This window comes from Mesorhizobium sp. URHB0026, assembly GCF_054059755.1.
Map to the genome: position 1 here is coordinate 5268156 of NZ_JBSSCN010000001.1, position 23570 is coordinate 5291725.

Annotated in this window: 26 protein-coding genes, 1 tRNA gene and 1 pseudogene; 13 read left to right on the plus strand and 15 right to left on the minus strand. The window is 63.7% G+C overall.

The window, feature by feature from the left end; translation table 11 throughout:
* Window positions 1-5: 5 nt before the first annotated feature.
* From ACVWWD_RS25895 to ACVWWD_RS25905, 3 genes are all read right to left on the minus strand, one after another.
* Window positions 6-140, minus strand: a complete 135-nt coding sequence (locus ACVWWD_RS25895) for a hypothetical protein (RefSeq protein WP_023774071.1) — start codon at window positions 138-140, stop codon at window positions 6-8.
* Window positions 141-232: 92 nt separating this feature from the next.
* Entirely contained in the window at window positions 233-529 is a 297-nt protein-coding gene (locus ACVWWD_RS25900) for a hypothetical protein (protein WP_023774070.1), read from the minus strand.
* Between the two features lie 100 nt (window positions 530-629).
* Entirely contained in the window at window positions 630-1157 is a 528-nt protein-coding gene (locus ACVWWD_RS25905) for an MgtC/SapB family protein (RefSeq protein ID WP_352547449.1), read from the minus strand.
* Between the two features lie 146 nt (window positions 1158-1303).
* Here ACVWWD_RS25905 and ACVWWD_RS25910 point away from each other — a divergent pair, with 146 nt between their 5' ends.
* The 7 genes from ACVWWD_RS25910 (at window position 1304) to ACVWWD_RS25940 (ending at window position 4704) form a co-directional block, all read left to right on the plus strand.
* Complete coding sequence (locus tag ACVWWD_RS25910) at window positions 1304-2212, plus strand: alpha/beta fold hydrolase (RefSeq protein ID WP_352547451.1); 909 nt, start codon at window positions 1304-1306, stop codon at window positions 2210-2212.
* A 383-nt stretch (window positions 2213-2595) separates the two neighbouring features.
* On the plus strand, window positions 2596-2892 hold the full coding sequence (locus ACVWWD_RS25915) for a hypothetical protein (protein WP_023774067.1): 297 nt from the start codon (window positions 2596-2598) through the stop codon (window positions 2890-2892).
* 35 nt (window positions 2893-2927) lie between these two features.
* A tRNA-Gln gene (locus ACVWWD_RS25920) sits at window positions 2928-3001 on the plus strand.
* Between the two features lie 215 nt (window positions 3002-3216).
* The gene (locus ACVWWD_RS25925) at window positions 3217-3462 is read left to right on the plus strand and encodes a hypothetical protein (protein ID WP_156939423.1); all 246 of its coding nucleotides are present in this window, start codon (window positions 3217-3219) and stop codon (window positions 3460-3462) included.
* Between the two features lie 210 nt (window positions 3463-3672).
* Window positions 3673-3963, plus strand: a complete 291-nt coding sequence (locus tag ACVWWD_RS25930; RefSeq protein WP_023782821.1) for a hypothetical protein — start codon at window positions 3673-3675, stop codon at window positions 3961-3963.
* A 140-nt stretch (window positions 3964-4103) separates the two neighbouring features.
* Window positions 4104-4310 carry a hypothetical protein gene (locus ACVWWD_RS25935; protein ID WP_023774064.1) on the plus strand — a complete coding sequence of 69 codons (207 nt, stop codon included), beginning with the start codon at window positions 4104-4106 and terminating at the stop codon, window positions 4308-4310.
* 109 nt (window positions 4311-4419) lie between these two features.
* Window positions 4420-4704, plus strand: coding sequence for a DUF982 domain-containing protein (locus tag ACVWWD_RS25940; RefSeq protein WP_352547456.1), 285 nt, complete (start codon window positions 4420-4422; stop codon window positions 4702-4704).
* Here ACVWWD_RS25940 and ACVWWD_RS25945 read toward each other — a convergent pair.
* Window positions 4701-5777 carry a sensor histidine kinase gene (locus ACVWWD_RS25945; protein ID WP_023782822.1) on the minus strand — a complete coding sequence of 359 codons (1077 nt, stop codon included), beginning with the start codon at window positions 5775-5777 and terminating at the stop codon, window positions 4701-4703. The genes ACVWWD_RS25940 and ACVWWD_RS25945 overlap by 4 nt on opposite strands.
* A gap of 93 nt (window positions 5778-5870) precedes the next feature.
* Window positions 5871-6113: a hypothetical protein gene (locus ACVWWD_RS25950; RefSeq protein ID WP_023774061.1), complete on the minus strand. Its 243-nt coding sequence runs from the start codon at window positions 6111-6113 to the stop codon at window positions 5871-5873.
* Window positions 6114-6379: 266 nt separating this feature from the next.
* Here ACVWWD_RS25950 and ACVWWD_RS25955 point away from each other — a divergent pair, with 266 nt between their 5' ends.
* Window positions 6380-6688, plus strand: coding sequence for a hypothetical protein (locus tag ACVWWD_RS25955; protein WP_023782823.1), 309 nt, complete (start codon window positions 6380-6382; stop codon window positions 6686-6688).
* 304 nt (window positions 6689-6992) lie between these two features.
* On the opposite strand, the gene ACVWWD_RS25960 is transcribed toward ACVWWD_RS25955, so the two are convergent.
* The 4 genes from ACVWWD_RS25960 to ACVWWD_RS25975 form a co-directional block, all read right to left on the minus strand.
* A complete protein-coding gene (locus ACVWWD_RS25960; RefSeq protein ID WP_352547459.1) occupies window positions 6993-8978 on the minus strand; it encodes an AI-2E family transporter in 1986 nt (661 codons plus the stop codon).
* Between the two features lie 122 nt (window positions 8979-9100).
* Window positions 9101-10180 carry a D-alanine--D-alanine ligase family protein gene (locus tag ACVWWD_RS25965; protein ID WP_457103494.1) on the minus strand — a complete coding sequence of 360 codons (1080 nt, stop codon included), beginning with the start codon at window positions 10178-10180 and terminating at the stop codon, window positions 9101-9103.
* A 22-nt stretch (window positions 10181-10202) separates the two neighbouring features.
* The gene (locus ACVWWD_RS25970; RefSeq protein WP_352547463.1) at window positions 10203-10820 is read right to left on the minus strand and encodes a C39 family peptidase; all 618 of its coding nucleotides are present in this window, start codon (window positions 10818-10820) and stop codon (window positions 10203-10205) included.
* Between the two features lie 359 nt (window positions 10821-11179).
* The gene (locus ACVWWD_RS25975; RefSeq protein ID WP_023774055.1) at window positions 11180-11608 is read right to left on the minus strand and encodes a VOC family protein; all 429 of its coding nucleotides are present in this window, start codon (window positions 11606-11608) and stop codon (window positions 11180-11182) included.
* Window positions 11609-11762: 154 nt separating this feature from the next.
* On the opposite strand from ACVWWD_RS25975, the gene ACVWWD_RS25980 reads away from it, so the two are divergent.
* Entirely contained in the window at window positions 11763-12017 is a 255-nt protein-coding gene (locus ACVWWD_RS25980) for a hypothetical protein (RefSeq protein ID WP_352547467.1), read from the plus strand.
* Window positions 12018-12105: 88 nt separating this feature from the next.
* Here ACVWWD_RS25980 and ACVWWD_RS25985 read toward each other — a convergent pair whose 3' ends face one another.
* The 3 genes from ACVWWD_RS25985 to ACVWWD_RS25995 form a co-directional block, all read right to left on the minus strand.
* Window positions 12106-13275, minus strand: coding sequence for an aminotransferase-like domain-containing protein (locus ACVWWD_RS25985; RefSeq protein WP_352547573.1), 1170 nt, complete (start codon window positions 13273-13275; stop codon window positions 12106-12108).
* Between the two features lie 180 nt (window positions 13276-13455).
* Complete coding sequence (locus tag ACVWWD_RS25990) at window positions 13456-13914, minus strand: GNAT family N-acetyltransferase (protein ID WP_352547575.1); 459 nt, start codon at window positions 13912-13914, stop codon at window positions 13456-13458.
* Between the two features lie 80 nt (window positions 13915-13994).
* Entirely contained in the window at window positions 13995-14483 is a 489-nt protein-coding gene (locus ACVWWD_RS25995) for a hypothetical protein (RefSeq protein WP_031252335.1), read from the minus strand.
* 59 nt (window positions 14484-14542) lie between these two features.
* On the opposite strand from ACVWWD_RS25995, the gene ACVWWD_RS26000 reads away from it, so the two are divergent.
* Window positions 14543-15178, plus strand: a complete 636-nt coding sequence (locus ACVWWD_RS26000; RefSeq protein WP_352547469.1) for a DUF922 domain-containing Zn-dependent protease — start codon at window positions 14543-14545, stop codon at window positions 15176-15178.
* Between the two features lie 47 nt (window positions 15179-15225).
* Here ACVWWD_RS26000 and ACVWWD_RS26005 read toward each other — a convergent pair whose 3' ends face one another.
* Window positions 15226-16761 (minus strand): acid phosphatase, encoded by a 1536-nt coding sequence (locus tag ACVWWD_RS26005; RefSeq protein ID WP_352547471.1) that lies wholly within the window; start codon window positions 16759-16761, stop codon window positions 15226-15228.
* A 195-nt stretch (window positions 16762-16956) separates the two neighbouring features.
* Here ACVWWD_RS26005 and ACVWWD_RS26010 point away from each other — a divergent pair.
* Together ACVWWD_RS26010 and ACVWWD_RS26015 are read left to right on the plus strand one after the other, a co-directional pair.
* Window positions 16957-18226 (plus strand): annotated as a pseudogene (locus ACVWWD_RS26010) (cytochrome-c peroxidase).
* Window positions 18227-18431: 205 nt separating this feature from the next.
* Window positions 18432-20834, plus strand: a complete 2403-nt coding sequence (locus ACVWWD_RS26015; RefSeq protein ID WP_352547473.1) for a putative bifunctional diguanylate cyclase/phosphodiesterase — start codon at window positions 18432-18434, stop codon at window positions 20832-20834.
* Between the two features lie 14 nt (window positions 20835-20848).
* Here the strand turns inward: ACVWWD_RS26015 and ACVWWD_RS26020 are convergent, their stop codons facing one another.
* Both ACVWWD_RS26020 and ACVWWD_RS26025 read right to left on the minus strand, forming a co-directional pair.
* The gene (locus ACVWWD_RS26020; protein WP_023774046.1) at window positions 20849-21553 is read right to left on the minus strand and encodes an SDR family oxidoreductase; all 705 of its coding nucleotides are present in this window, start codon (window positions 21551-21553) and stop codon (window positions 20849-20851) included.
* Window positions 21554-21675: 122 nt separating this feature from the next.
* Window positions 21676-22293, minus strand: coding sequence for a helix-turn-helix domain-containing protein (locus ACVWWD_RS26025; RefSeq protein ID WP_457103495.1), 618 nt, complete (start codon window positions 22291-22293; stop codon window positions 21676-21678).
* 132 nt (window positions 22294-22425) lie between these two features.
* Between ACVWWD_RS26025 and ACVWWD_RS26030 the strand changes: the two genes are divergently transcribed.
* Complete coding sequence (locus tag ACVWWD_RS26030; protein ID WP_023774044.1) at window positions 22426-23559, plus strand: NAD(P)/FAD-dependent oxidoreductase; 1134 nt, start codon at window positions 22426-22428, stop codon at window positions 23557-23559.
* The last annotated feature ends 11 nt before the right edge of the window (window positions 23560-23570 follow it).

Consider the following 23570-nt stretch of genomic DNA (forward strand, 5'->3'; position numbering starts at 1 on the left):
TTCGGTCATTCTACTGGCAGATCGCCGTCCACGATCGGGTGGGAAGCCTCGAAGCCGAAGCTCTTCGGCGCCATCAGCATCAGGACGATGACAATGGCAATAGAGGCAAGCAACGCGGCGGTACTGGCAACATCTCTCACGGATCCATCCTTTCCAGGTCCGGTTTTGTCACAGAAACGTTTCCTGGTCTGCAAAGTTCCTACGCCGCCATGACAATGCTGCCGAATGATCTCTACTGTTTCGGCGGCTGGGGCGGCACTTCGCCCGGCTTGATGATCGGCGTCTTGCCTTCGTCGGGCGCCGGCGCGGCCATGCCCTGGTCGCCAGTGGGCGGCGGTTTCAGCACGCCCCCGCAATCGCTGAGCTTCTCGCTCAGATCGCCGTTGCCGGGCTGTTGCTTGCCGCCCTGATCCGTTTGTGCCCGGCATTTGTCGGCCTGCTGGTTCGGCGACTGCTGAGCCGTCTGTGCCGCTGCCGGCAGTGCCAGGGCCAGCATCGCGGCGCATGACGCAATGGCGAGGGATTTCATCTCGGCCTCCTTCGTTGAAGCCGCCCCACGGCGGCATTCCCTTCACCGGGGACAACGCCCGCCGGCGCAAAAGGTTGGCCCAATGGATTGGGAACAAGGCTTATTCGCTGGACCGGTCCGTTGCGCCCGGAGTGGCTTTCCTGTCGCCCTCCCGCGCAGGGCAGGCCTTGGGCTCGAGCCGGTGAAGAAGCCCCGCGACGATCAGCACGATCAGCGTGGCGAACCCGGCCACCTGCCACAGGCCAAGACCGCAGGCGACGCCGATCGCGCCCGCCAGCCACATCCCGGCGCCGGTCGTCAGCCCGTGGACCTCGCCGCGCGAAAACAGGATCGAGCCGGCGGCGAGAAAGGCAACGCCTGCCGTAACCGCTTCCACGACGCGGATCGGATCGACCTTGACCGACCCTTGCGCAAACATCGGTGCGTGAATGATCTCGATCGTCAGAATGCCGAAAGTGGCCGCGGCCACACAGACGAGGATGTGCGTGCGAAGCCCGGCGGGGCGATTGCGCCATTCGCGCTCGAAGCCGATGATCGCCCCGTAAAGCGTCGCCAGCAACAGCCGCGCCGCGATGACCGGAAACGAGGTGTAAGTGGGATGGCCGAATTCCTCGACGAGCTGTTCCATGATGTCCCTGTGGCGATGAGACTTTCCAACGTGGGCGGCGGACCGTGGTTCCCCCGGGATCGCCGTGGTCGGCGCAAAGGCCGGCGCTTGCGAAGGCCCCGCAACCAATCCCGTTCTCCAGCCGTTGCCTGTGCCGGAGGCCAGCCATGTTGGAGCATTTCCAATCTATCGACGTCGATATCGAGGGCGCCGGCATCTTCGTGCGCCGCGCCGGAGCCGGACCGGCGGTGCTTTTGCTGCACGGCTTTCCGCAAACCCATCTGATGTGGCGCGATATTGCGCCCCTGCTTGCCGACCGTTTCACCGTCATCTGCGCCGACCTGCGTGGCTATGGGCGCAGCGCTTGCCCGGCCTCGAGCGCCGATCATGCTCCCTATGCCAAGCGGGCCATGGCATCGGAGATGGTGGCGATGATGGCCAAGCTCGGTTTTACCAGCTTCATGGTCGCCGGCCATGATCGCGGCGGGCGTGTAGCCTACCGCATGGCGCTCGACCATCCCGACCGTATTGAAAAACTCGCCGTGCTCGACATCGTCCCCACGGCCGACGCCTGGGACCGGGCCGACGCCCGGCTGGCCCTCGGCTTCTGGCCGTGGTCCTTGCTGGCACAGCCCGAACCCTTGCCGGAAAACATCCTGGCGGGCGCCGCCGACGCCATCGTCGACAATGCGTTGGGTGGCTGGGGATCGTCGCCCGATGTCTTTCCAGCCGGCATCCGCGAGGCCTATGTCGAAGCTTTGCGCGACCCCGCCCACATCCACGCGATCTGCGAGGAATACCGGGCCGCGGCAACGCTCGACCGAGACCACGACCGGGCGGACAAAGCCGCCGGCCGGCGCATCGCCTGCCCGGTGCTGGCCTTGTGGAGCGGGCAAGGCGCGCTCGCCGAATGGTATGCCGGCGAAGGTGGGCCGTTGGCGCTCTGGCGGAACTGGGCTGACGACGTGCGAGGCCGAGCGATGTCGGGCGGACATTTCTTCCCGGAGGAGGCGCCCGCGCAAACGGCAGGTGCGCTGATCGATTTCTTCGGCGGGCTCAAGTCGGGTACCGGTTAGCCACCTCCACCGGGCACCTCGGATCAACCGGCTGGTTCCTTCGCTATATCCTCGCCCTCGGGCTCGCCGGGCCGGAAAGGATCGGGCATTCGCGGACATTCCTCGAACCGATGGTCGCGGCCGCCGCAGAAGGAACAGCACATCGCCTCACGGCCCTCGTTTCCGGGCCGCCATTGCGGTATTTCGTAAGGTTTCCTGCCGTCCATGCCCAGCAATGCGCGACGCACGATTTAGTTGCGCGGCGCGCCACCGCGCGCCCGGCAAAGCCCGTCGCGGAACCAACGGACACGATAGGCGGTTATGTGCGACAATGCATGCGGCCCATTCCCGGCGAATCCGGACCAGCCGCGTTCGCAATTCTGTCAAACCGAAGAGAAACCATCATGTCCGCTCGCGTTCCGACCCTGTTGACGGCTATGGGCGTCGTGCTCGCAGCGACCGGTCTGGCCGACGCCCGGCCCGACAGCCGCTCCATGGTATGCGCTCAGATCCGGGCCATGATCCAGAACCACCGCGCCGTGGTGCTGACCACCGGCCCCAACACCTACGATCGCTATGTCAGGCAGTTCGGCAACGAGTGCGACTGGCCTGAAGTGCCGATGTCAGCCTATGTCCCGTCCCGCGACGGGGACTGTCCGGTCTATCGCTGCGAAGAGCCGGTCAACAATTTCCCGAATTGACCGCAAGCTGACTGCGCGCCATAACGGACCGGCTTTCCCGCTTCGTCTAATGGTAGGACAGCGCCCTTTGAAGGCGTGAATCGTGGTTCGAGCCCATGAGCGGGAACCAGGCAATTGCAAAGCCAACGATGTAAACGGAACCAGCTCGGGTAGCGCCCGATCCTCTCCGATCAATCATGCCGTGATCCGGGACAGGTAGAGAACCGCCCGATGATCCTGCCGGGCAGGAGGAAGGTGGCTTCCGCCTTGAACCTCGGTCGCGATTGACGGCCAGGTGACGTTACGTTAACTTTAATTCAGGTTAAGCTAAAATAGGGGAATTTAATGAAGTTGACATTCATTTGCCTGGCGCTTGTCCTCGCCGGTTCAAATGTCGCTGCGGCGCACCAAAAGAAGGCGACCGTCACCACCGCGAACGCGTGTGCTGGTCTGTCGATCAAGGCGGCGGTGGCAGCAAAATTGGACTGCACAGCAACCGGAACAGCTACATCGACCCCGACCGACGCAGCGAATGCCAAGCCGCGCCTTGGGTACCAAAACCCTTGGACCATGTCCTCGTTTGGCCTTTGATGTTCCCGAAATTTTGGCTGCCCAGAAGCGCCGAGACCGAAGCCGCCGGGCCTTCTGTCAGGCGTGAGCGCTGTCAGATCTCGTCCCTGGCCTGTTCCCGCAGGTCCTGAGCTTCTCGACAATCAGACCATCTGATTGGGGTCGCTTCCTGCGTCAGCATGAAACCTTGCGGCCTGTCGGACGTTCAATGACGTCCAACAGGAGAGTTTCATGGATCCGGCAACCGCGGCGGTGATGATCATGCTGTCGTGCAACGCATCGCTCTGTCGGCCCATGGAGTCGCGCCCGGTCGTCTATTCATCGATGGCGGAGTGCCAAGCGGCGCTTGAAATCAGATTGGCACCGTGGCCGAGCGGCGAAATGGTCGGCCGGTGCAAGCAGATTGACCGCATGGCGACCGGCTCGATTGCCCCGGAAGGCTATGCCTCCGTTCAAGTCACGCGTGGAATCGGCGGCAATGCGGTCACCACCAACTATTTCGTTCCGAGAGCCGACGACTGAATCAGAGGCTGCACACCGGGGCTACCGGGCGCTTGAAGACTTCGCCCGGGACATCGGTAGATGTTGAACCGAACCTCCTGAAACCATTTCATGGACCCCGCGTTGACGACCGGGGCACCGCCAGACACTGGAGAGAGTCCATGACCGTCAATTGCCGCATATCCATCGACAACAGGCCTGACGCCACCAATGTTACTTTCCAGGCGGTGCCGCGCATTGGCGAGAGCGTGTCCCTGTCGGTCGACGGAAACCCACAGGATCTGCGGGTCTCGCGCGTCGTGCACGTTCCCAACGGTGGACTGGAAGGCGCCGCGATCATCGTCGAAGTCACGACCAACATCCTCTAGGGATTGGTTCGCGCGGAGATGCCCGGAAAGCCCCATGCTACAGTGATCGGCGGCGATGAAACCTCATGCCGCTCAACGCGTTCCACGGGCTAAAACATCGTCTAGGCCAATGCAAACTGCATGGTTCTCCAGGCCTGTCGTCGTTTCGGTAGGCGTTGCCGGAGCCATCCGCAACCTCTCCAACACACAACAGGCGATCGGACTCCTGGCGACACATTGGCGCGATGCCGAGAGCCGGAAACAGCGGTCCGCACTGCGCGCCTGCCGCAGGGCAACGAGCGGCGACTTGCCCCCCGAAACCGCCAGGGAGGCCTATTTGGAAGCCACGCGCGAGGCGCATATCGCAGCCCGACAGGGAACGGGGGACAGCGTCCGGACCGGCCGATCGCCCTAGATGCCGAAACCCGGCGAAACGCTATCGGCCTCGCTGCCGGCCTGCGCCACGATGATTGATGCCAGGGGCGCGCTCAAGTGCCATTTGAGATGGCCGGGCGACCGTTCCAGAATGGCGGAGCCATCCAGCGACTGCGGCGCCACACGCTGCAGCACGACAGTGCCGAACCCCTTGCGCGTGGTCTGATCGCGCCGGTCGCCGGGACGCGGTTCGCAGTTTTCCTCCCAGGTCAGCTGGAATTCCCGTTCGCCCGCGGAGCCGGGAGCATGGGCTCCGGAGCCGATGGTCCAGGTAATCTCGACCCTGCCGCCTTCGCTGCCCAGCGCGCCATACTTGGAGGAGTTGGTGCCCAGTTCGTGAAAGGCCATACCGAGGTTCTGCACCGCGTTCGACTGCAGCGTCAGGACCGGGCCGGAGAGCAGTATCTGCTCCTCGAGGCCGAAGGGCTTGAGATGTTCCTGGATAAGGTCGAACAGGCTCGCCCCCGCCCACTCCGATGTGACGAGCAGATCGTGCGACCGCGACAGTGCCATGATGCGGGCGCGGATCAATTCCTCGAACTCGCCTGGACCGTTCGAGCGCTTGCTGGTCTCCCTGACCATCGACAGGATGACCGCGAACTGGTTCTTGACCCGATGGTTGACCTCCCGCATCAGCAGCCTGATCCGGCGCTCGCTCTCCTTGGCGGCGGAAATATCGCGGGCGATTTTCGAGGCGCCGATGATGTCGCCATTGCCGTTCTTGATCGGCGAAATCGTCAGTGAGACCGAAATCAGCGCTCCGTCCTTGCGCTTGCGCGTTGTCTCATAGCTCGCGACGCGGTCGCCGCTGCGAATCTTGCTGATGATCTCGGTCTCCTCGTTCTTGAGGTGATCGGGAATGAGCATGAGGACGGATTGGCCGACCGCCTCCTGGGCGGTATAGCCGAACATCCGTTCCGCCGCATGGTTCCAGCTTTGGATGACGCTGTTCAGGTCCTTGCTGATGATGGCATCGAAGGAGGAATCGACAATTGCCGCGAGCCGGGCGTCGGCGGTCGCCCCCTGTCTGTCGCTGCCGTCGATATCGTTCATCGCCACCCGCAATTGCATCTTTCCCGATCAAATAAGGCGCAAACGGATCAAGGCAATCGCCGGCGCGAGAATGGAAGACTTACCGCGAAATTTTCACTCCGCCTGTTCCGGCGGGGTCTTGCCGTCGCCATGGGGCAGGATCACGCCGAACTCCTGCGACTTGGCGCCGACCTCGGCCGTCAGGAAGCCATCGGAGGCAAGGCCACGGCGCAGCAATTCGCGTACCGCCGCCGAGCGGCTGGGCATGCGTTTGTCGAAACGCCAGTTTTCCAGCGCGGCCAGCTCATCCTGGGTCAACATGATCTGGAGTCGTTCCGGGCGTTCCAGGTCAGCCATGCGCGCCTCCTAGCGCCAAAGATCAGGCGAGTTAGTAACCGCCTCATTCTACTTACAGTTAGGAATTTCCGCATCCTGCGTCAAGCGCGGTCAGTGGGTGAATGCAGCGCCGTACCAATGATGATCATCGAACGAAGGTTGCGCGTTCGTGTCATTATGCTAACCGACTGATTTAATTTGTATTTTTTTCGTTTTTCACTTGCCATGAGCCGACATGAGGCGCATCGTGCCAACTTGAGGAAACCAACTCGCTTCGGGAGGTTTCGATGCGATACGACTATTCCACACGGCTGCGTGAAGATGTCTATGCGAGCGTCCGCGCAGCGTTGAAGACCGCGGGCATCATCAACGTGTCGTTGGTGGCGGAAAGGATCAGGGTCAGGAACCTGGCCGAGAACGTCGCCCTCGAGGACATTGAACATCTGGTCCTGCAGGCTGCCCAACTGGTTGGCGCTGCGATCGAATTCGACGCCTTGGGCAACGGATTGGCCCCGCCTGGAACCGGACTCGTCGAGAACCGTGATGAGAGCTCGATGATCCCTCTCGGTCTGCATCGATCAGGCTCGATGCAATAGCCAAAGCGCCAGGGTGCGACGGCTCCATGCGCCATGGAACCAGTCCGGCCTACGGAGATTACCGCATCGTCCAGCAGAGGAGGATGTCGTGAAGGCCCTGCGCAGTCTGCTTGCCGAACTGTCGTCCAGCTGGCTCCAGCGCCGCAAGGCGCAAAAGCCATTCGCTGGAAATCCAGTCAAACCCGTGCCCCGCGTTGCCCACCAGGCCGCGAGGATCCGGCCGGCGCACAAGCCAAGGCCGCCCTCCTCCCGCGATGTCGCTTCCAATATGTGAACGCCCGAAATTGACCGGATCAACCGGGACCTAGGTCGCGGCCGCCGGGGCCTTTCGGGAGGTGGCCCGCTGTCGCCGCATCCGGCGTTTGGCGACGAGCTTGAGGGCGATTGGCGGCTCGTTCGACAGCGCGCCCACCACCGCGTCCACCATGCCATGCGCCACAAAATCCGCGTTGATGTCACGGGCGAGCTTCGCGGCCGCTTCCTTGTCCTCATTGGCGGCCTGCGACCAGAACACGATTCCCACCCGCAAAGCCGCTTTCGCCCGCTTCAGCCGGCGAACCAGAAACCGGGCGTGCTTGATGGAATCCCGGTTCAGGAAGCCGACCACCACGGTATCGATGGTTTCGAGTTCGAGACGGCGGATGTTCGCGGGTTCCATATCGGCAAAGCCGGCCTTCGAGACCGTCGTGCCTTGGACTTCCAGCACCTGTGCCAGCATCGCGGCGGCGGCATCGTCCAGTTCACCGCGCCCGCCTGTGCAAAGCACCGACAAATCCGTGCCGTCGGGCAGTTCGGTCTCGTCTTCGCCGGAAGGATCCTTGTCATCCGTCTCCTCTTCGGCCGCCGGCGGGACATCCTCTTCCTCCGCTTCCTCATGCGCGCTGTCGTCGAGGTTTGCCACCATCACCAGGGCGCTCTCGGCCACCTGACGCCTTTGCTGGTCGCCCATGACACCGCGCGCACGGTCCTGCTCGCCCAGCAGGAGGGCGGGAATGGCGACCTTGTCGTAGAACTCGACCAGATATTTCTCATCCAGCATCTCCTCGGCGTGGTCCGTGGCTTCGTCAGGGTCACCGGCCAGCAGACGCTGGTAGAGGCGCGCATGGGGTTCCAGCACGGGCTCGTTGCCAAACAGGACATCGAGGAACTCAAATTGTGGCACATGCCTGCCCAGCACCACCAGGCAAACGGTGAGCGGTGTTGACAAAACCAGCCCGAGCGGGCCCCAGAGCCACGTCCAGAAGATGGCCGCAACGATGATCGCCAGGGATGACAGCCCGGTTCGGGAGCCATAAAGCCAAGGTTCCACGACATTGCCGGTGATCAGTTCCATCCCCACGAACAGGGCGGCTGTCCACAGCACGAGCGACCAGCCCGGCGCCACGGCCAGCGCCAGGAACAGCGGCAGCAGCATGCCGATCGCAGGGCCGATATAGGGAACGAAGCGCAGGCCGAGTGCCAGCAGCCCCCACAGCAAGGCATTCGGGATGCCCAGGATCCACAGGCCGACCGCAATTGGTACGGCGTACACGATGTTGACGACCAATTGCATCAGCAGGTACCGGCCGACACGCTTGCCGGCATCCTGAAGCGCCTCGGTGGTACGGTGAAGGTCGCCATACCCGACAAGGCGGATGAAGCGATCGCGCAAATCCTCCCGCTCCAGCAGCATGAAGATGACGACGACGATGATCAACCCGGCCGATCCGAGCGGGCTGATCAGCGGCCCGACTATGTTCTGCAGAACCTCCAAGGGCCTTTCGCGCGAGACGATCTCGACCGGCACCGGGTCACGCGGCGGCTTTTCCGGGGTGGCGGCCGGCGGCGGCGTCTCTTGCCTGTCGATCTCCTGGCCGACACGTTCGATCACCTTGCTCAACCTGGCAATGATCCCTCCCCCAACGCCAGTCTCCTTGAGCGAGCGGACCTTGGTCAGGATGTTGGTCTGGTAGACCGGGATGTTTTGCGCCAGTTCGCTGACCTGCGTGGCGACAATGAAGCTGAACAGGGCAAGGGCGGCGAAGGCCCCCAATACGCTAACGATGACGGCGGCAATCCGGGGAATACCGGCCCGTTTGAGCGCGGACACAAGGGGGGCGAGCGCGAAAGTCAGCAACAGCGCGATCGCTATCGGCAGGAAGACCTCACGGCCGAAATACAGCGCCGCCACCGTGGTGACGATGGTGGCTATATTGGGCAACGATGTTCGTGGGTGCGGGGCGGCGGGCGAAAGAATATCCTCCAAGCCACGCGCCGGCGACGCCATCCCATTTCGACGATTGGCCGCCATTCCATGCCTCCCCCTGCCAGTCCCAGGATCGGGCATATAGAGCCGGGGAGCAACATTAGCCAGAGGTGAAGGATACGCTGTCCAAAGGACGGGTTATCCGGTGCGGCGACCGCTGACTCGGATCAGCGCGCGCCGTGCCGCGCCAGCGCATGCTCGATCAAGATATCGATGACCTCGCTATAGCCGATGCCGATCGCGGCCAGCGCCTTGGCGTACATCGAGATGTCGGTGAAACCGGGCAGCGTGTTGACCTCGTTGACAACGAGGGAGCCGTCGGCGCGCAGGAAGAAGTCTACGCGCGCCAGCGCCTCGCAGCCGAGCGCCTTGCAGGCTTGCCCAGCCATTTCCCTCGCCCGGTTGATCACCACTGCCGGCACATCGGCGGGCACTTTGACCACCGCGCCGTCGGCGTCGAGATATTTGGCCTCATAGGTGTAGAAGCCGTGCTTGCCGGCCGGGATGATCTCGCCGGGCAGCGTCACCGTGAGCGAGCCGTCGGCCCGTTGCAGCACCGAGCACTCGATCTCGCGGCCTTCGACGAACTCCTCGATCAACGCCTTGCCGTCATAGCGGAAAGCCGTCTCGACGGCCTGATCGAAACCATCCCTGTCGTTCACCTTGCTCACTCCGAACGACGAACCCTGGCGCGCCGGCTTGGCGAAGAATGGCAGCCCCAGCGCCCCGGCGATCTCCTGAAAGGAACCGACGTCGTTACGGTGGACGGTGACCGAGCGGGCGACGGCAAGCCCGGCCCCGTGCATGAGCCGCTTGGCGACATCCTTGTCCATGGCGGCGGCCGAGGCCAGGATGCCGCAGCCGACATAGGCGACGTCGGCAACCTCCGCATAGCCCTGCACCGAGCCGTCCTCCCCGAAAGGACCGTGCAGCACGGGGAAGACGACATCGACCGGCGCTAGGTCAGCCCGCGTTCCCTTATGCGACGTTGAGACCAGCCGGCCCTTGCCTCCGGGCACCAAGGCCACCTCCACACCATCCTCCGACACCGGAGCTCCCGCCCCCTCTCCCACCGCCTCGGACGTCGGCTGCAGCAGCCATCTGCCCTCCCTGGAAATGGCGATCGGCACCACCTCGTAGCGCGTCCGGTCGATGGCCTTCAGCACGTTGGCGGCCGAAAGCCGCGACACGTCATGCTCGGCCGAGCGCCCGCCATAGAGGAGCGCAACCCTGATCTTTCCGGTCATCGAAATCCCTCGACTGTCGAAATCAAATAGCGACGGCAATGCCGCGATTGGCAAAGAAGCGATCGAAAGCGGCTGGCGCCAACACCGCGTTGGCCTGTGTGGCACTGGTATGGCCGGATGGGTTGTGAAAGCGGAACCCTTCATCCGAGGCGGCGGTGACCAGAACCAAATGTCCGCCCTTCGAAGGCGGCTTGCGCTCGGGCCAGCGGATCGAACTGCTGACCGAAGCGATGAAGAACCGCGACCGGCCGAGGATCGACGGAATGTCAGCCGTCGCGACATTGGTCATTACCTCGGCATCGAGGCCAAATTCCGCCTTCACGAAGGTGACGAAGGGCGCATAGATCAACCCCTTGATCGAGCCTTCATCGACGACATAGCCGCCATATGGAGTGCATCGCCTGGCCAGTTCAATCGTCGGCACGATCTCGCCGCGCGCCGCCAGGATCATCTTGAGACACGCCATGCCGCAGACATTGGCGGCCCAGATCGCGTATTCGTCGAGCGTGGCAGCGCCTGATCCCTGCCACAGCGGATCCCGCCGCAACGCGGCTTCGGCGCCGTCGGCGAGCACCGCCAGCGTCATGTCAGGCGTCTCCCATTGACTGAAAAACGGCACGGTTTCAGGCAATGGACTCATGCGGACTCCTCGGGAGTCAATCTCGTATACAAGTTACGAGATTGAAGGAAAGCCGCTCGGACCTGTCGAGGCGCGCGGCGTCTACTCGACCTTCGTCCAGCCAAAAACCAGCCAGATGCGACGTTCTTTTTCAACGAGCAACCGGCCTTTCCCGCGCACGCGTCTTCCCTGAAGCCGCACCGTATGGGACCAATTTGCCTCTTGTCCAGAGACGGCGCCATCCATGCCTCGCAGGACAATTGCAGTGCCGCCCAGGTCAAGAATCCGATCGGATTCGCGGGTCTGGCGTCCGAGTCTCCAGAATAGCCCGGAATGCGGCACCGGAATCACCTCGCCTCGACGCGGTCGATCGATTGCTCCTAGAACGTGATCTTCACCGACGCGGCGCTGCGGTTGGCCGGGCCGTGATGGACGGCCTCGATGTTGTTGCCATCCGGGTCGAGCAGGAAGGCGGCATAGTAGCCGGGATGATAGGACCGCTCGCCAGGCGCGCCATTGTCCGTGCCGCCGGCTTCGAGCCCGGCCTTGTAGAAGGCATCGACCATGGCGTGATCCCTGGCCTGGAAGGCCAGATGATGGCGGCCGGTCAGCTTTCCCAGCGCGGCTCGGCTGTCGGCGCTGGAAATGAACAATTCGTCGGCCCAGAAATAATCCTCGCCGGTGCCGCCGATCGGGACACCAAGGACTTGGAAAACCGCCTCGTAGAATCGCCGGCTGGCGGGGAGATCCCGCACGACGAGTTGGAGGTGGTCGATGAGCCGGCCGCGATGCAATTCCCGGGTTTCCATGAAAGCTCCTCCTCGCAAGACCTCGAATTTAGGCGAGGTCGGCAGGGCGTCAACGCGGGGCGTGAGCCTCTGCTGACAACCAGCGACAATTTTTCGGGCCCGATGGAACTTTTGGGCCGATGGCAAGTTTGCAGGCGCGGCGGGAGAATTTCGGTTGGATTGTTTTCAGAAGCTTGAAGCGCTGGTCGACGGCGCCAATGCCGAAGCCATCGAGGAAGCGAACGCATTGCTGCGCCGGTTCAGCGACAGGCCCGAACAGACGACGCGGGCCATCGACGAGTTCATGCTTGACTTCAAGACATTGGTCTTCGTCGTCGAAGCCGGCGAAGAGGGTTTCCAAAAGCCGGTCCGCAAGCTCGCCCGTGCCAGACTTGCGAAGCTCAAGCAGCTGGTGAGCGTGCCGGCTTAGGCGATGCCCGCTCTTGCTATTACTCAATATCTGGGGAAAGCGCTGCGCGCTTTCCCGGGAAACCATTTCAAGCTTTCCCTGGAATGCCCTAACCCTTGAGCAGCGCCGCCAGCCGCGGAATGCCCTCGCTCACCGCGCGGCGGGTGGCCAGCGTGAACGATAGCCGCAGCGTGTTGCGCCCGGTGCCGTCGGCGTAAAAGGCGTTGCCGGGCACGAAGGCGACCCGCGCCTCCTTCACCGACCGTGCCAGGAGTTCCGTGGCGTCGGTGCCTTCCGGCAGCGTCACCCAGACGAACATGCCGCCTTCCGGACGGCTCCAAGTCACCCCCTCCGGCATGTTGGCTTCAAGCGCGCCGAGCAGGCCGTCGCGGCGCTCGCGATAGGCGTCGATGAGTTTTTCCACCTGGTCGTCGAACACGGCTTCGGCGACGCGGTGCATCACCATCTGGTTGACCGACGGGCTGTGCAGGTCGGACGCCTGCTTCATCAGCACCAGTTTGTCCACCACGTGACGCGGCGCGCAGACCCAGCCGACACGCATGCCCGGCGACAGGATTTTCGAGAACGAGCCGCAATAGAGCGTGCGCGCCTTGTCGATGCCGCCGGACCTGATGCAGTCGAGCGCCAGGATCGGCGGCACACCCTCGCCGTCATAGCGCAGCGCCCGGTAGGCGGCATCCTCGATGACGGCGATGTCGAGCTCGCTGGCAAGGTCGAGCACGGCCTCGCGCTGCTTTCGGTCTAGCGTGTTGCCGGTCGGATTGGCGAAATCGGGCACCAGATAGGCGAATTTCACCTTGCCGCCATTAGCGGCGGCAGCAGTGTGGTAGGCATCGGGCGTCATGTTGCCGCCCTCGGGCCGCAGCCGGTCATATCGGGGCTCGTAGGCGTTGAAGGCCTGCAGTGCGCCGAGATAGGTCGGCCACGTCACTAGCGCGGTATCGCTTGGCGAGAGGAACAGCTTGCCGAGGTAATCCAGCGCCTGCTGCGAGCCGGAGGTGATGAAGATGTTGGCCTCGTCGCAGGCCACGCCGAGCTTGCCCATTTGCCCGGCGAGCCAGCGCCGCAGCGGCAGATAGCCTTCCGAAACCTGGTATTGCAGTGCTGCCGCGGCTTCCGGCCCGCCGAGCACGTCGGCATAGGCATCGCGGATGGCGTCTGCCGGAAACAGCGACGGATCGGGAATGCCGCCGGCGAAGGAGATGATGTCGGGCTGGTCGAGCAGCTTCAACAGCTCGCGGATTTCGGAGGCCTTCATGCGCGATGAGCGCGAGGCCAGGAGGTTCAAAAGGGTCACGGCACGCCTCCCCGGACGTTTTTACAATAGGTCAACCTAACTGACCTATATCCGCTTTGCCAGGCGATTTGAATAGGGCCTGAAGGGCTTCCGCTATACTCCAGTCACCGACAGGCCGGACGGGCAACGGCGCGGTTTCCGCTAAAGGCCCTTCTTGTAACCGATATGGCTGGCACTGAAGCCGAGCCCTTCATAGAAGCGGTGCGCATCTGCTCGCCCCTTGTCGGTGGTGAGCTGCACAAGGCCGCAGCCCCGCGCCCGGCACTCTTCGATCGCCCATTCGAACATCTTCTTGCCGACGCCGTCGGAGCGCCTGCCGCTGACGACGCGAACCGCCTCGATCTGTCCACGCCAGCCGCCCTTGCGCGAAATGCCGGCAAGGAAGCTGATCTGCAAGGTGCCGATTACCTCCGCGCCATCCACGGCCACGGCAAGCAGCTGATTGGGATCGGCATCGATGGCGTCGAAGGCATCGAAATAGCCCCGCGCCAACGGCAGCGAGGCATCTTCGCGGGCCGCACCCAGCGGATCGTCCGCGAGCATGGCGACGATGGCTGGCAGATCAGAGGCTTGCGCCTTGCGGAATTGGATGTCGGGCATGAGGCGTGAAATACGGCTGGCCGCCGCCGGCGGCAAGCCGCTAATGGAACGGATCAGTGGGCGGCGCAACCTTTCGAGGTTCAATCCCCGTCCCCTGCCGGCTTGGCCTTGCCGCACTGCGCCAGCACTTTGCCGATGGCCGCGCTCGAGCCCTTCAGCGGAAAACTGTTCGCGCCATATTTAGCCCCGCTGACCGACACGTCGCCTTTGCCGCGCAGCAGGTCCAGCAACGGATCGGCTTTCGCCAGGTCGACCACGAAATAATTGTACATGGCCTCCAGCTGCAGCGTCTTGGTCACCGTCTTGCCGTCGGCCTTGAAGTCGAACGCGCCGCTGATGCCCGGTTCCAGCTGCTGGCCCGCATTGCCGAGGTCGTAGCTCAGCACCGGATTGTCGAAACAGGTCAGCGTCAGATGCGCATCGCCTTTCGGCCCGCCGCAGACGGAAGCCGTCAGCACGCTGCCGCCCTCGTCTTCTTCCATCTTGGCGCTCCAGCCGCAGGACGCGGCAAAAGCCGGTTGCGCACCGAGCAATGCCGCCAAGGCACCGGCAACGAGACATCTTCTCATGACTTTCCCCCTCCGACCATTTGCAGCACCCGCCGGCAGCATATAGGAAAAGCCGTTGAATGGCATTGCACGTGCCGCGCGCCTTGGAGAGACCGGTGTTGAGGGCCTTTGGTCGCCTGTGTTTTCTGACAGCCGCCCTGGTGGCCTTGCCGCTCGCCGCGCATGCCGAATGGAAGCCGGTCGAGAAGGTGGAGACCTACGCCATTTCAGGCCAATCCGGACCGGAGCTCTACCGGTCGATCGGCGAGAACGGGCCTAATGTCGGTGTTGCCCGCGCCATCGCCCACACCAACTTCAAGCTGACCTGGACCAGGGATTATCAGCCGCGCGCCGGAGCCTGCGTGCTGGTATCGGCCAAGCCCAAGCTCATCATCACCTACACCTTGCCCAGCCCCTCCTCGCCGCTGCCGTCCGCCATCCAGAAGAACTGGGAGGTTTTCCTCGCCGGCGTCAGCGCCCACGAAAAGGTGCATGGCGCGACCATTGTCGACATGGCGCGCAGGATCGAGGCGGCGACAGTCGGCCTCACCGTTCCCGACGATCCCAAATGCAGCAAGATCCGGGTCGAGATGACCAAACGCCTGTCCGCCCTTTCGCAGGCGCAGCGGCAGGCAAGCCGCGATTTCGACCGCGTCGAACTCGGCCAGGGCGGCAATCTGCAAAAACTCATTCTTGCCCTGGTCAATGGCGGCTGAGCCACCGCGCCTCGCGGCGCGGTGGCATATCCGCGGTTCGCTCCGGTCTACCGGCTAAGATCCAGCGCCGCGCTCAGATCCCCCATCGGCGGCTCGCCATTGGCGGCCAGCGCCTTGTCGCGGGCGACGATGCCCGTCAGCACCGGCAGATCGTAGCGCGCGGTGATGAAGCGCAGGATCGACGTCGTGTCGTATTGCGTGTGGTCGACCGTCCCCATCCTGGCGTAGGGCGAGATGACGAAGGCCGGGATGCGGTTGCCCGGCCCCCAGCGGTCGGCCTTCGGCGGCGCGACGTGATCCCAGAAGCCGCCATTCTCGTCATAGGTGATGACGACCAGCATGTGGCTCCATTGCGGGCTCTTCTCCAGATGCGCGACGAGGTCGGCCAGATGCTGGTCGCCCGATGTCACGTCGGCATAGCCTGAGTGCTCGTTGAGGTTGCCCTGCGGCTTGTAGAAGGCGACCTGCGGCAGCTTGCCGTCGTCGATCTCCTTGATGAATTCGGCGCCATTCAGGCCGCCATCCCTGAGATGCTCGGTGCGCGCGGCGGTGCTGGGCGCGTAGGCGGCGAAATAGTTGAACGGCTGGTGGTGGAACTGGAAGTTCGGCACCGGCGTGGCGTTCTTACCGTCGAGGGTCGCCTGCCAGGCGCCGGCGTACCAGGCCCAATCGATGCCCTTCAGCGACAGGAGATCGCCGATGGTGATGTCGTGCTGCGGCGGCAGCGTGGTGGGCGCGGCCGGATCGGCCAGCGCCTTGTCGCCGCCCTCCGCCGGCTTGTTGGCGCTCGGCTGATAGGGCGGCTGCATGGTGTTGACGGCGTAAAAATCGGGCGTGATGGCGCCGTCATTGGCGAATTTCGGCACGCCGCCCAGCGCCGACGGCGGCGAATTGTCGGCCACCTTCAAGGTCGTGCCGTCGGCCTCGACCACGGCGATCTGGCCCTTGATCGGACTGGTGTCGGCATGCGGATAGACCGGCGTACAGGCGCAGGCGAGTTGGAAATGGTTGAGGAAGGAACCGCCGAAGGCGCCCTGGAAGAAATTGTCCGCCAGCACGTACTTCTTGGCTATCCGCCACATCGGCAGGATCGAGCCGTCATAATGGCCCATGACCAGGCCGCCGGAATCGGCCCAGGCGACGAATTTGTCGTTCTTGCCGCCGTCGATCTGCATCTGCTCCTGATAGAAACGGTGCCACAAATCGTGGGTGATGACATTGGTTCCTTCGTTGAAGCCCTTGGGATCGTCGATGGCGAAGGCGGCGTTGGCGAGATGCGCGGTCTGCGCCTCCGTCACCACGGGCGTGACGCCTTTTCCGGTCAGCCCACCCCAGGCCGGCGGCAGTTCGGTGAGCGGCTTGCCATCGCGGTCGAGCTGGCGCGCCTGGTCGGCCGAGACATTGGCCAGCCCATTGGCGCCGGGGAAGCCGCCATAAAGATTATCGAAGCTGCGGTTCTCTGCATAGATGACGACGACGGTGTCGATCTTGTCGAAGCCGGGAGGGGCGGCATCGGCGGCCGCAAGGGGAAACCAGGCCGAACCGGCCAGACAGAAGGAAGTTAGGAACTTGAGCCTCGTCATGGAAAGACCTCGTGGCTTGACTGTGGCTAATGGGGCTATGGGGCTATGGCGCGGCAACCATAGGCAGCTAACGTGGCTGCCTTGTCACCTTTGTGACATCGGCCGCCTCGGCGAACACGGTTTCGTGAGCACTGGGACCGGTCATCAATCCGTTGCACTGCGTTCTTATTTCCGGGCCAAAGCGGACCGTGGCCCATGATGATGAGACGATGGAAAAGCCTGATTATCGCGAGCGCCGCGATCTCGGCATTTGGCTTTGCCGCGCCCGCGAATACGGCGGGGCCGGACGGCGTCCATCCCGGTCCGCTGTCGCGTGGGCAAGCCTTCGCACGCGCCGAGGCGCTGACTGCCTTGGGGCGAAAAATGTTCTTCGACCCGGCGCTCTCGGCTTCGGGAAAACAGGCCTGTTCCTCCTGCCACGATCCGCGCCACGCCTTCGGTCCGGCCTCCGCATCTCCCGTCGAGAGGGGCGGCCCGAACCTCGACCTGCCTGGCGTGCGCGCGGTGCCGTCGCTGCGCTACCTCGAGGCGGCGCCCGCCTTCACCGAGCATTTCCACGATTCCCGAGGACGAGGGCGACGAGAGCGTCGACAATGGCCCGACCGGCGGCCTGACCTGGGACGGTCGCGTCGACCATGGCGAGGACCAGGCGAAAATCCCCCTGCTCTCGCCCTTCGAGATGGGCAACAAGGATGCCCTGGCGGTCACTGCTGTCTTGCGCAAGTCAGCCTATGCCGACGAGTTCAAGGCGACCTTCGGCAACGATGTCTTCGACCGCCCGGGCGATGCCTTCGACGCCGCCGCCGAGGCGCTTGGCACGTTCGAGCAGAGCGCGGTCGACTTCTACCCCTATTCCAGCCGCTACGACGCCTTCCTCGCCGGCAAGGCAACGCTGTCGGCGCAGGAACTGCATGGCCGCGAACTGTTCGAGGACGAGGCGAAAGGCAATTGCGCCTCCTGTCACCTCAGCGAACCGGCCAGTGACGGCGAGCCGCCGCAATTCACCGATTTCGGCCTCATCGCCATCGCAGTGCCGCGCAACCCGGCGATCCCAGCCAACGCCGACCCGGCCTATGTCGATCTCGGCCTGTGCGGGCCGCTGCGGACCGACTTCAAGGGCCGGACGGAGTATTGCGGCCTGTTCAAGACACCGACCCTGCGCAACGTCGCGCTGCGCAAGAGTTTCTTCCACAACGGATAGTTCCACACGCTCCGCGACGTGGTCGCCTTCTACGCCAGCCGCGACACCGACCCTGGCCGCTGGTACCCCAGCAATGCCGACGGCACGATCAGGCAATATGACGATCTGCCAAGGGCTTACTGGCCGAACTTGAATCAGGATCCACCCTTCAACGGCAAGAAGCCCGGCGACAAACCGGCGCTCAACGACGCCGAGATCGACGACATCGTCGCGTTTCTCGCCACGCTCAACGACGCCGACCACCAGGCAGTGCCGGCGAACTGAACCCTGACGCGCCCTGCCCAGTCCCGGGCCTTCCCACCCGCGAAGAACGGGGGCTCCATCCCTGCAGGATTTAATACGTGGCAACGCCCTGAAGCCGTAACGAATGACATGTCCCATTAGCGCTTCCTAAACCGCTCTGTCGTATCCCTTGCCAATCGATGGCGGAACGCTGATGAACGCATTCAGGCGAGCAGTCGGATTTATCATGATCCTTGTGACCGGCGCGGCGATGCTGGCAGCGCTGCACATCGACGCCCAGCGGAACTTCGCGCTGGCAAGACAACGGTATGTCGAAAACTCCCAGGCCGCGGCCCGGGCAACGGCCAAGACCGTCGAAGACGCCCTGCGGGCCGTCTACGAAAATGTGCGGACTCTGAGCTACCTGCCAAGCGTGAGAAACCTCGATCGGCATGGCACGAACCTTGGCGACGAGGGTCGCGCGACAATCCAGCAGATCTACAACAACCTCGCCAACAACGTCTCCATTTCCGAGGTCTACTTTCTGCCGCTGGATTTCGACCCGGACGGCTTCGATGCCCTGACCGGAAAGCTCGAGGAACCGATCCTCCAGTTCGACCAGCTGATCGTGAATGCAAAGGCGAGGTCCGATGCCGCTGGCGGCGCAAAGCGGGTAAAACTGGACGCCAGTGCGCTGACCCGCCCGCCGGAAGAAGTCGAGACCTATGAATACCACGAACTGGCAAAGCAGCTTGCCTGGCTGAAGGCGAACTATCCAAATTCGAGCGCCATTGACGGGCTGGATGTGCCGATCATCGGCACGAAGGAGCTCATCACTTGCGATAACACCGATTTCATCCATACCGGCAATGACGCCGATCGCTCCGGCTTTATCCTGTCGGTCCCGGTCTACGCCGGGGACGGCAGCCTGCGCGGCTCCGTCTCGGCGATCATGCTCACCTCGGCGCTGCGCAAACTGTTGCCGAGCAGCGACTATGTCATCGTCAATTCAGGCTACGGTTTCGAATCCGACCAGCACAAGATGGCGACGGCCCTGGCCGCGGATTCCCGAGCCTTCACAGCGGCGGACCCCAATCTGATCTACTCCGAAGTCCTCCCGCTCTCACTCAACGATCCTAGAAGCGCCTGGCGCCTCTGGGCCGGTTTTCCCAACAGCAGGTTCGACAGCGATACGGACACCCGGTCCGTGCGGCAATTCGAGTTGGCCGGTTATGCCGCGGTCGCGGTGGGCACCCTGCTGGCGCTGGCCTGCTGGTATGCGATCGGGCGGGCCATGACGATGCAGGTCAATGCCGCCGAGACTTTGGAGCGACGGGTCGAGGAGCGCACCGCTCAGATCCAGCACCTCGCCACGCACGACATTCTCACCGGCCTGCCCAACCGGGGCCTGCTGGCCGACACGATGGACGAGGCGCTTAGAAGCCTCAGGGAGGATGAGAAGCTGGCCGTCCACTGCATCGACCTCGACCGGTTCAAGCCGGTCAACGACACGTTGGGACATCCGGTCGGCGACGAGCTTCTCGGGGCAGTGGCGAAGCGCCTGAAACAGCAGGCCGGCGAAACCGCCATGGTAGCAAGAGTGGGCGGCGACGAGTTCGTCATCCTCCAGCTCCTGCTCGACGGCAACGACGAGGCCGGCGTGCTGGCAAGCCGTGTCATTCATGCCTTGTCCGACGAATTCTCGATCCAGGGCCACAAGGTCAACATCGGCAGCAGTATTGGCATCGCCGTCTTCCCCGACGACGGGCAAAGCTCGGAAGCGCTGATCCGCAATGCCGACCTTGCCTTGTACAAAGCCAAAATGGAGGGTCGTGGCACCGCCCGGTCGTTCGAGCCGGGAATGGATGCAAAACTGCAGGAGCGGCGCCAGCTGGAATCCGAACTTGCCCTCGGCGTGACCAACGACGAATTCGTCCTGTACTATCAACCGCTGCACGACGCAAAGACCTCGACACTCACCGGCTTCGAAGCATTGGTGCGATGGAACCATCCACGCCTCGGCCTGCTGCCGCCATCGGAGTTCATCCAGATGGCCGAGGAGACCGGCGCCATCGACGCGCTTGGCGAGTGGATCATGCAGCGTGCCTGCAGCGATGCCGCGAAATGGCCGCTGCCCGTCAAGATCGCGGTTAATCTCTCGCCGGCCCAGTTCAAGCAACCGGGTTTGTCGCTCCAGATTGCCTCGGCGCTCGCGGCTTCGGGCCTGCTGCCGTCACGACTCGAGCTGGAGATCACCGAGTCGGTGCTGCTGGCGAACAATGAAAACACCGTCAGAACGCTACACAGCCTGCGCGACCTTGGCATCAGCATCGCCATGGACGATTTCGGCACCGGCTATTCCTCGCTGAGCTATCTCAGGTCGTTCCCGTTCAACCGCATCAAGATCGACCGCAGCTTCGTCAGCCTGATGTGCGAGAGCAGCGAAAGCCGGGCGATCGTCAAGGCCGTCGCCGACCTTGGCACCACGCTCGGCATGACGACGACCGCCGAAGGCGTCGAGACCGAGGCCCAGTATCGCCTGGTCAGGGAGAATGGCTGCACGGACGTCCAGGGCTGGTTCTTTGGCCGCCCGATGCCGGTTTCCGAACTCCATGCGCTTTTCGAACAGCCGGAAGTCTTGACCGCGTAGCGCTGCGGCCCGCCTCAAATCGCCCGGATAATCCCGCCATCGACGCGTATATTCTGGCCGGTGATGTAGCCGGCCCCTTCCGACGCCAAAAACGCAATCGTCGCGGCGATCTCTTCCGACGTCCCATACCGCTGCATCGGCACGGAGTCGCGGCGCTCTTCGGTCGCCGGCAGGCTGTCGATCCAGCCGGGCAGCACATTATTCATGCGCACATTGTCGGCCGCGTAGGTGTTGGCGAAAATCTTGGTGTAGGCGGCAAGGCCGGCGCGGAACACGGCCGATGTCGGGAACATCGCGTTCGGTTCTGCCACCCAGGCCGTCGAGATGTTGATGATGGCGCCGGCCTTCTGCTTGACCATCTGCGGGGCCACGATGCGCACCGGCCGGATGACGTTCATCAGGTAGACGTCCATGCCGGTGTGCCACTGCTCGTCGGTGATCTCCAGGATCGGCGCGCGCGGCCCGTGGCCGCCGCTGTTGACCAGCACGTCGATGCGGCCATAGCGCTCCAGAGTCAGGTCCGCGAGCCGCCGCAGATCCTCGTTAGATTGGTTGGAGCCGGTGACGCCGATGCCGCCCAGCTCCTTGGCCAGCGCCTCGCCCTTGCCGGACGAGGATAGGATCGCGACCTTGAAGCCATCCGCCGCCAGCCGCTTGGCCGCCGCCGCCCCCATGCCGCTGCCGCCGGCCACGATGACAGCTGTCTTTTCTACACTCATCGGATTTCCTCTTCAGATTGGCGGGAGCTACGGTTTCAGCGGTCCTATAGCCGGTTTCGCCGCGCAGTTCGAACGAGAAAGCCTGAATTGGGCTGCAGAAAACTTGCGCGTTGAGCTGCGCCCTATCCTTCCACCGTCTCCAACTCACTCAGCAGCGTGCCTTCCATGTCCGGTTCGTCGCCGGAACAGACGCACAGCATCTCGGCGTCGCCCTCGCCCACCGACAGATAGGCGTGGCCCATGGTGGAATCGATGTAGACGCTCTCGCCCGCTTTCAGCCGCACCGGCGCGTACTGGTCGGTGTGCAGTTCGATCTCGCCCTTGAGCACGATCAGGAATTCCTCGCCGGCATGCTTGGTCAGCGGGCCGAACTCTTGCGGCGTGCGGGCGCGCGCATAGGCGTGGATCGGCACCATGCGCTTGCGCACCAAGTCGGTGGCGAGATACCGGTAGTCGTAGTTTCGGGTCAGCTGGCGCAGCGTGTTGGACTGCGAGGTCACCGAGCGGCGGGTGCGCGTCGCCGGCTGCTTGCGGTCGCCGCTGAGCAGTTCCGTCACATGGATGCCGAGCCCCTCGCAGATCTGCAAGAGCTTGTCGTAGCTCAGCGACATCTGGTCGTTCTCGACCTTGGACAGCGTCGACACCGCCACGCCAGTGAGCGCGCTGACCTCCTGCAACGTCCAGCCATGCGTCTTTCTCAAAGAGCGCAGACAGTCACCGAGGTTCGGTTGCTCCGACATCGCCAGCTCCAAGGCGCGGGATCGCGCCGCTCCGCCCTAGGTAGTCGAACTCCCCCCTGCCATCAACAACATCAACAATTTTCTTATACGCTAAATATTGACTGGATACGAAATTATTTTTACGACTGATGAATGCAGTCGAGCTCCCTCAGAAAGATCATCGTCATCGGCGGAGGCATTGCCGGCCTCTCGCTTGCCGCTGAGGTGGCGGCCTGGGCCGAAGTCACCGTCATCGAGCGCGAACCGCATCTCGGCTACCACGCCAGCGGACGCTCCGCCGCTCTGTTCACCGAGACTTACGGCAACCGCCTCGTGCGCGGGCTGACGCTGGCCAGCCGGCAGGCGATCGTCGAGGGCGGTTTCGTCGCCCACCGGCGTGGCGCGCTGCATGTCGGATGGACCGGTGACGATGCCGCCATCGACAAGCTGGCTCGTGATTTGCAGGCGCTGGTGCCATCGGTGCGCCGCCTCTCGGCGGCCGAGCTCCACGCGCTGGTTCCGGTCGTTGCCCGGCAAGCCACCTGCGGCGGCGTCTATGAGCCGGACGCGGTGGATGTCGACACGGACAAGATGCTGGCGACCTGCGCGTCCAAGCTCAAAGCCAGCGGCGGTACCATCCGCACCGGCGAGGAGGTCCGCGCCATCTCACGCGACGGCAGCGCTTTTCGGGTTGAAACAAGCGCCGGCGTCTACTCGGCTGACATCGTCGTCAACGCCGCCGGCGCCTGGGTGGATGTTGTCGCCGGCATGGCGGGGCTCGCGGGCCTCGGCTTCCAGCCGAAACGGCGCACCGCCTTCCTGTTCGATCCGCCCGTCGGGTTGGACATCGCGGGCTGGCCGCTGGTGGTCGACCTGCACGAGCAGTTCTACTTCAAGCCCGATGCCGGCAGATTGATCGGTTCGCTCGCCGACGAGACAGACTCCGAGCCCTGCGATGCGTATCCCGAGGATATCGACGTCGCCATCGCCGTCGACCGCATCGAACAGGCAACGTCGATGCGCATCGGCCGCCCGTCGACGCCATGGGCGGGCCTGCGCACCTTCGCGCCCGACCGCACGCCGGTCACCGGCTTCGACCCGCGCCTGTCCGGTTTCTTCTGGCTCGGCGGCCAGGGTGGCTACGGTTTTCAGGTGTCGCTGACGCTGGCCAGGCTGAGCGCGGCGCTGATGCGGGGCGAGCCGCTGCCCGAAGATGTAATCGCGCTCGGCATCACCGCTGGGGCGCTGGCGCCCGATCGCTTCCTTACCTCGGCGGCGACGCCATGAAGTTCCTTCCC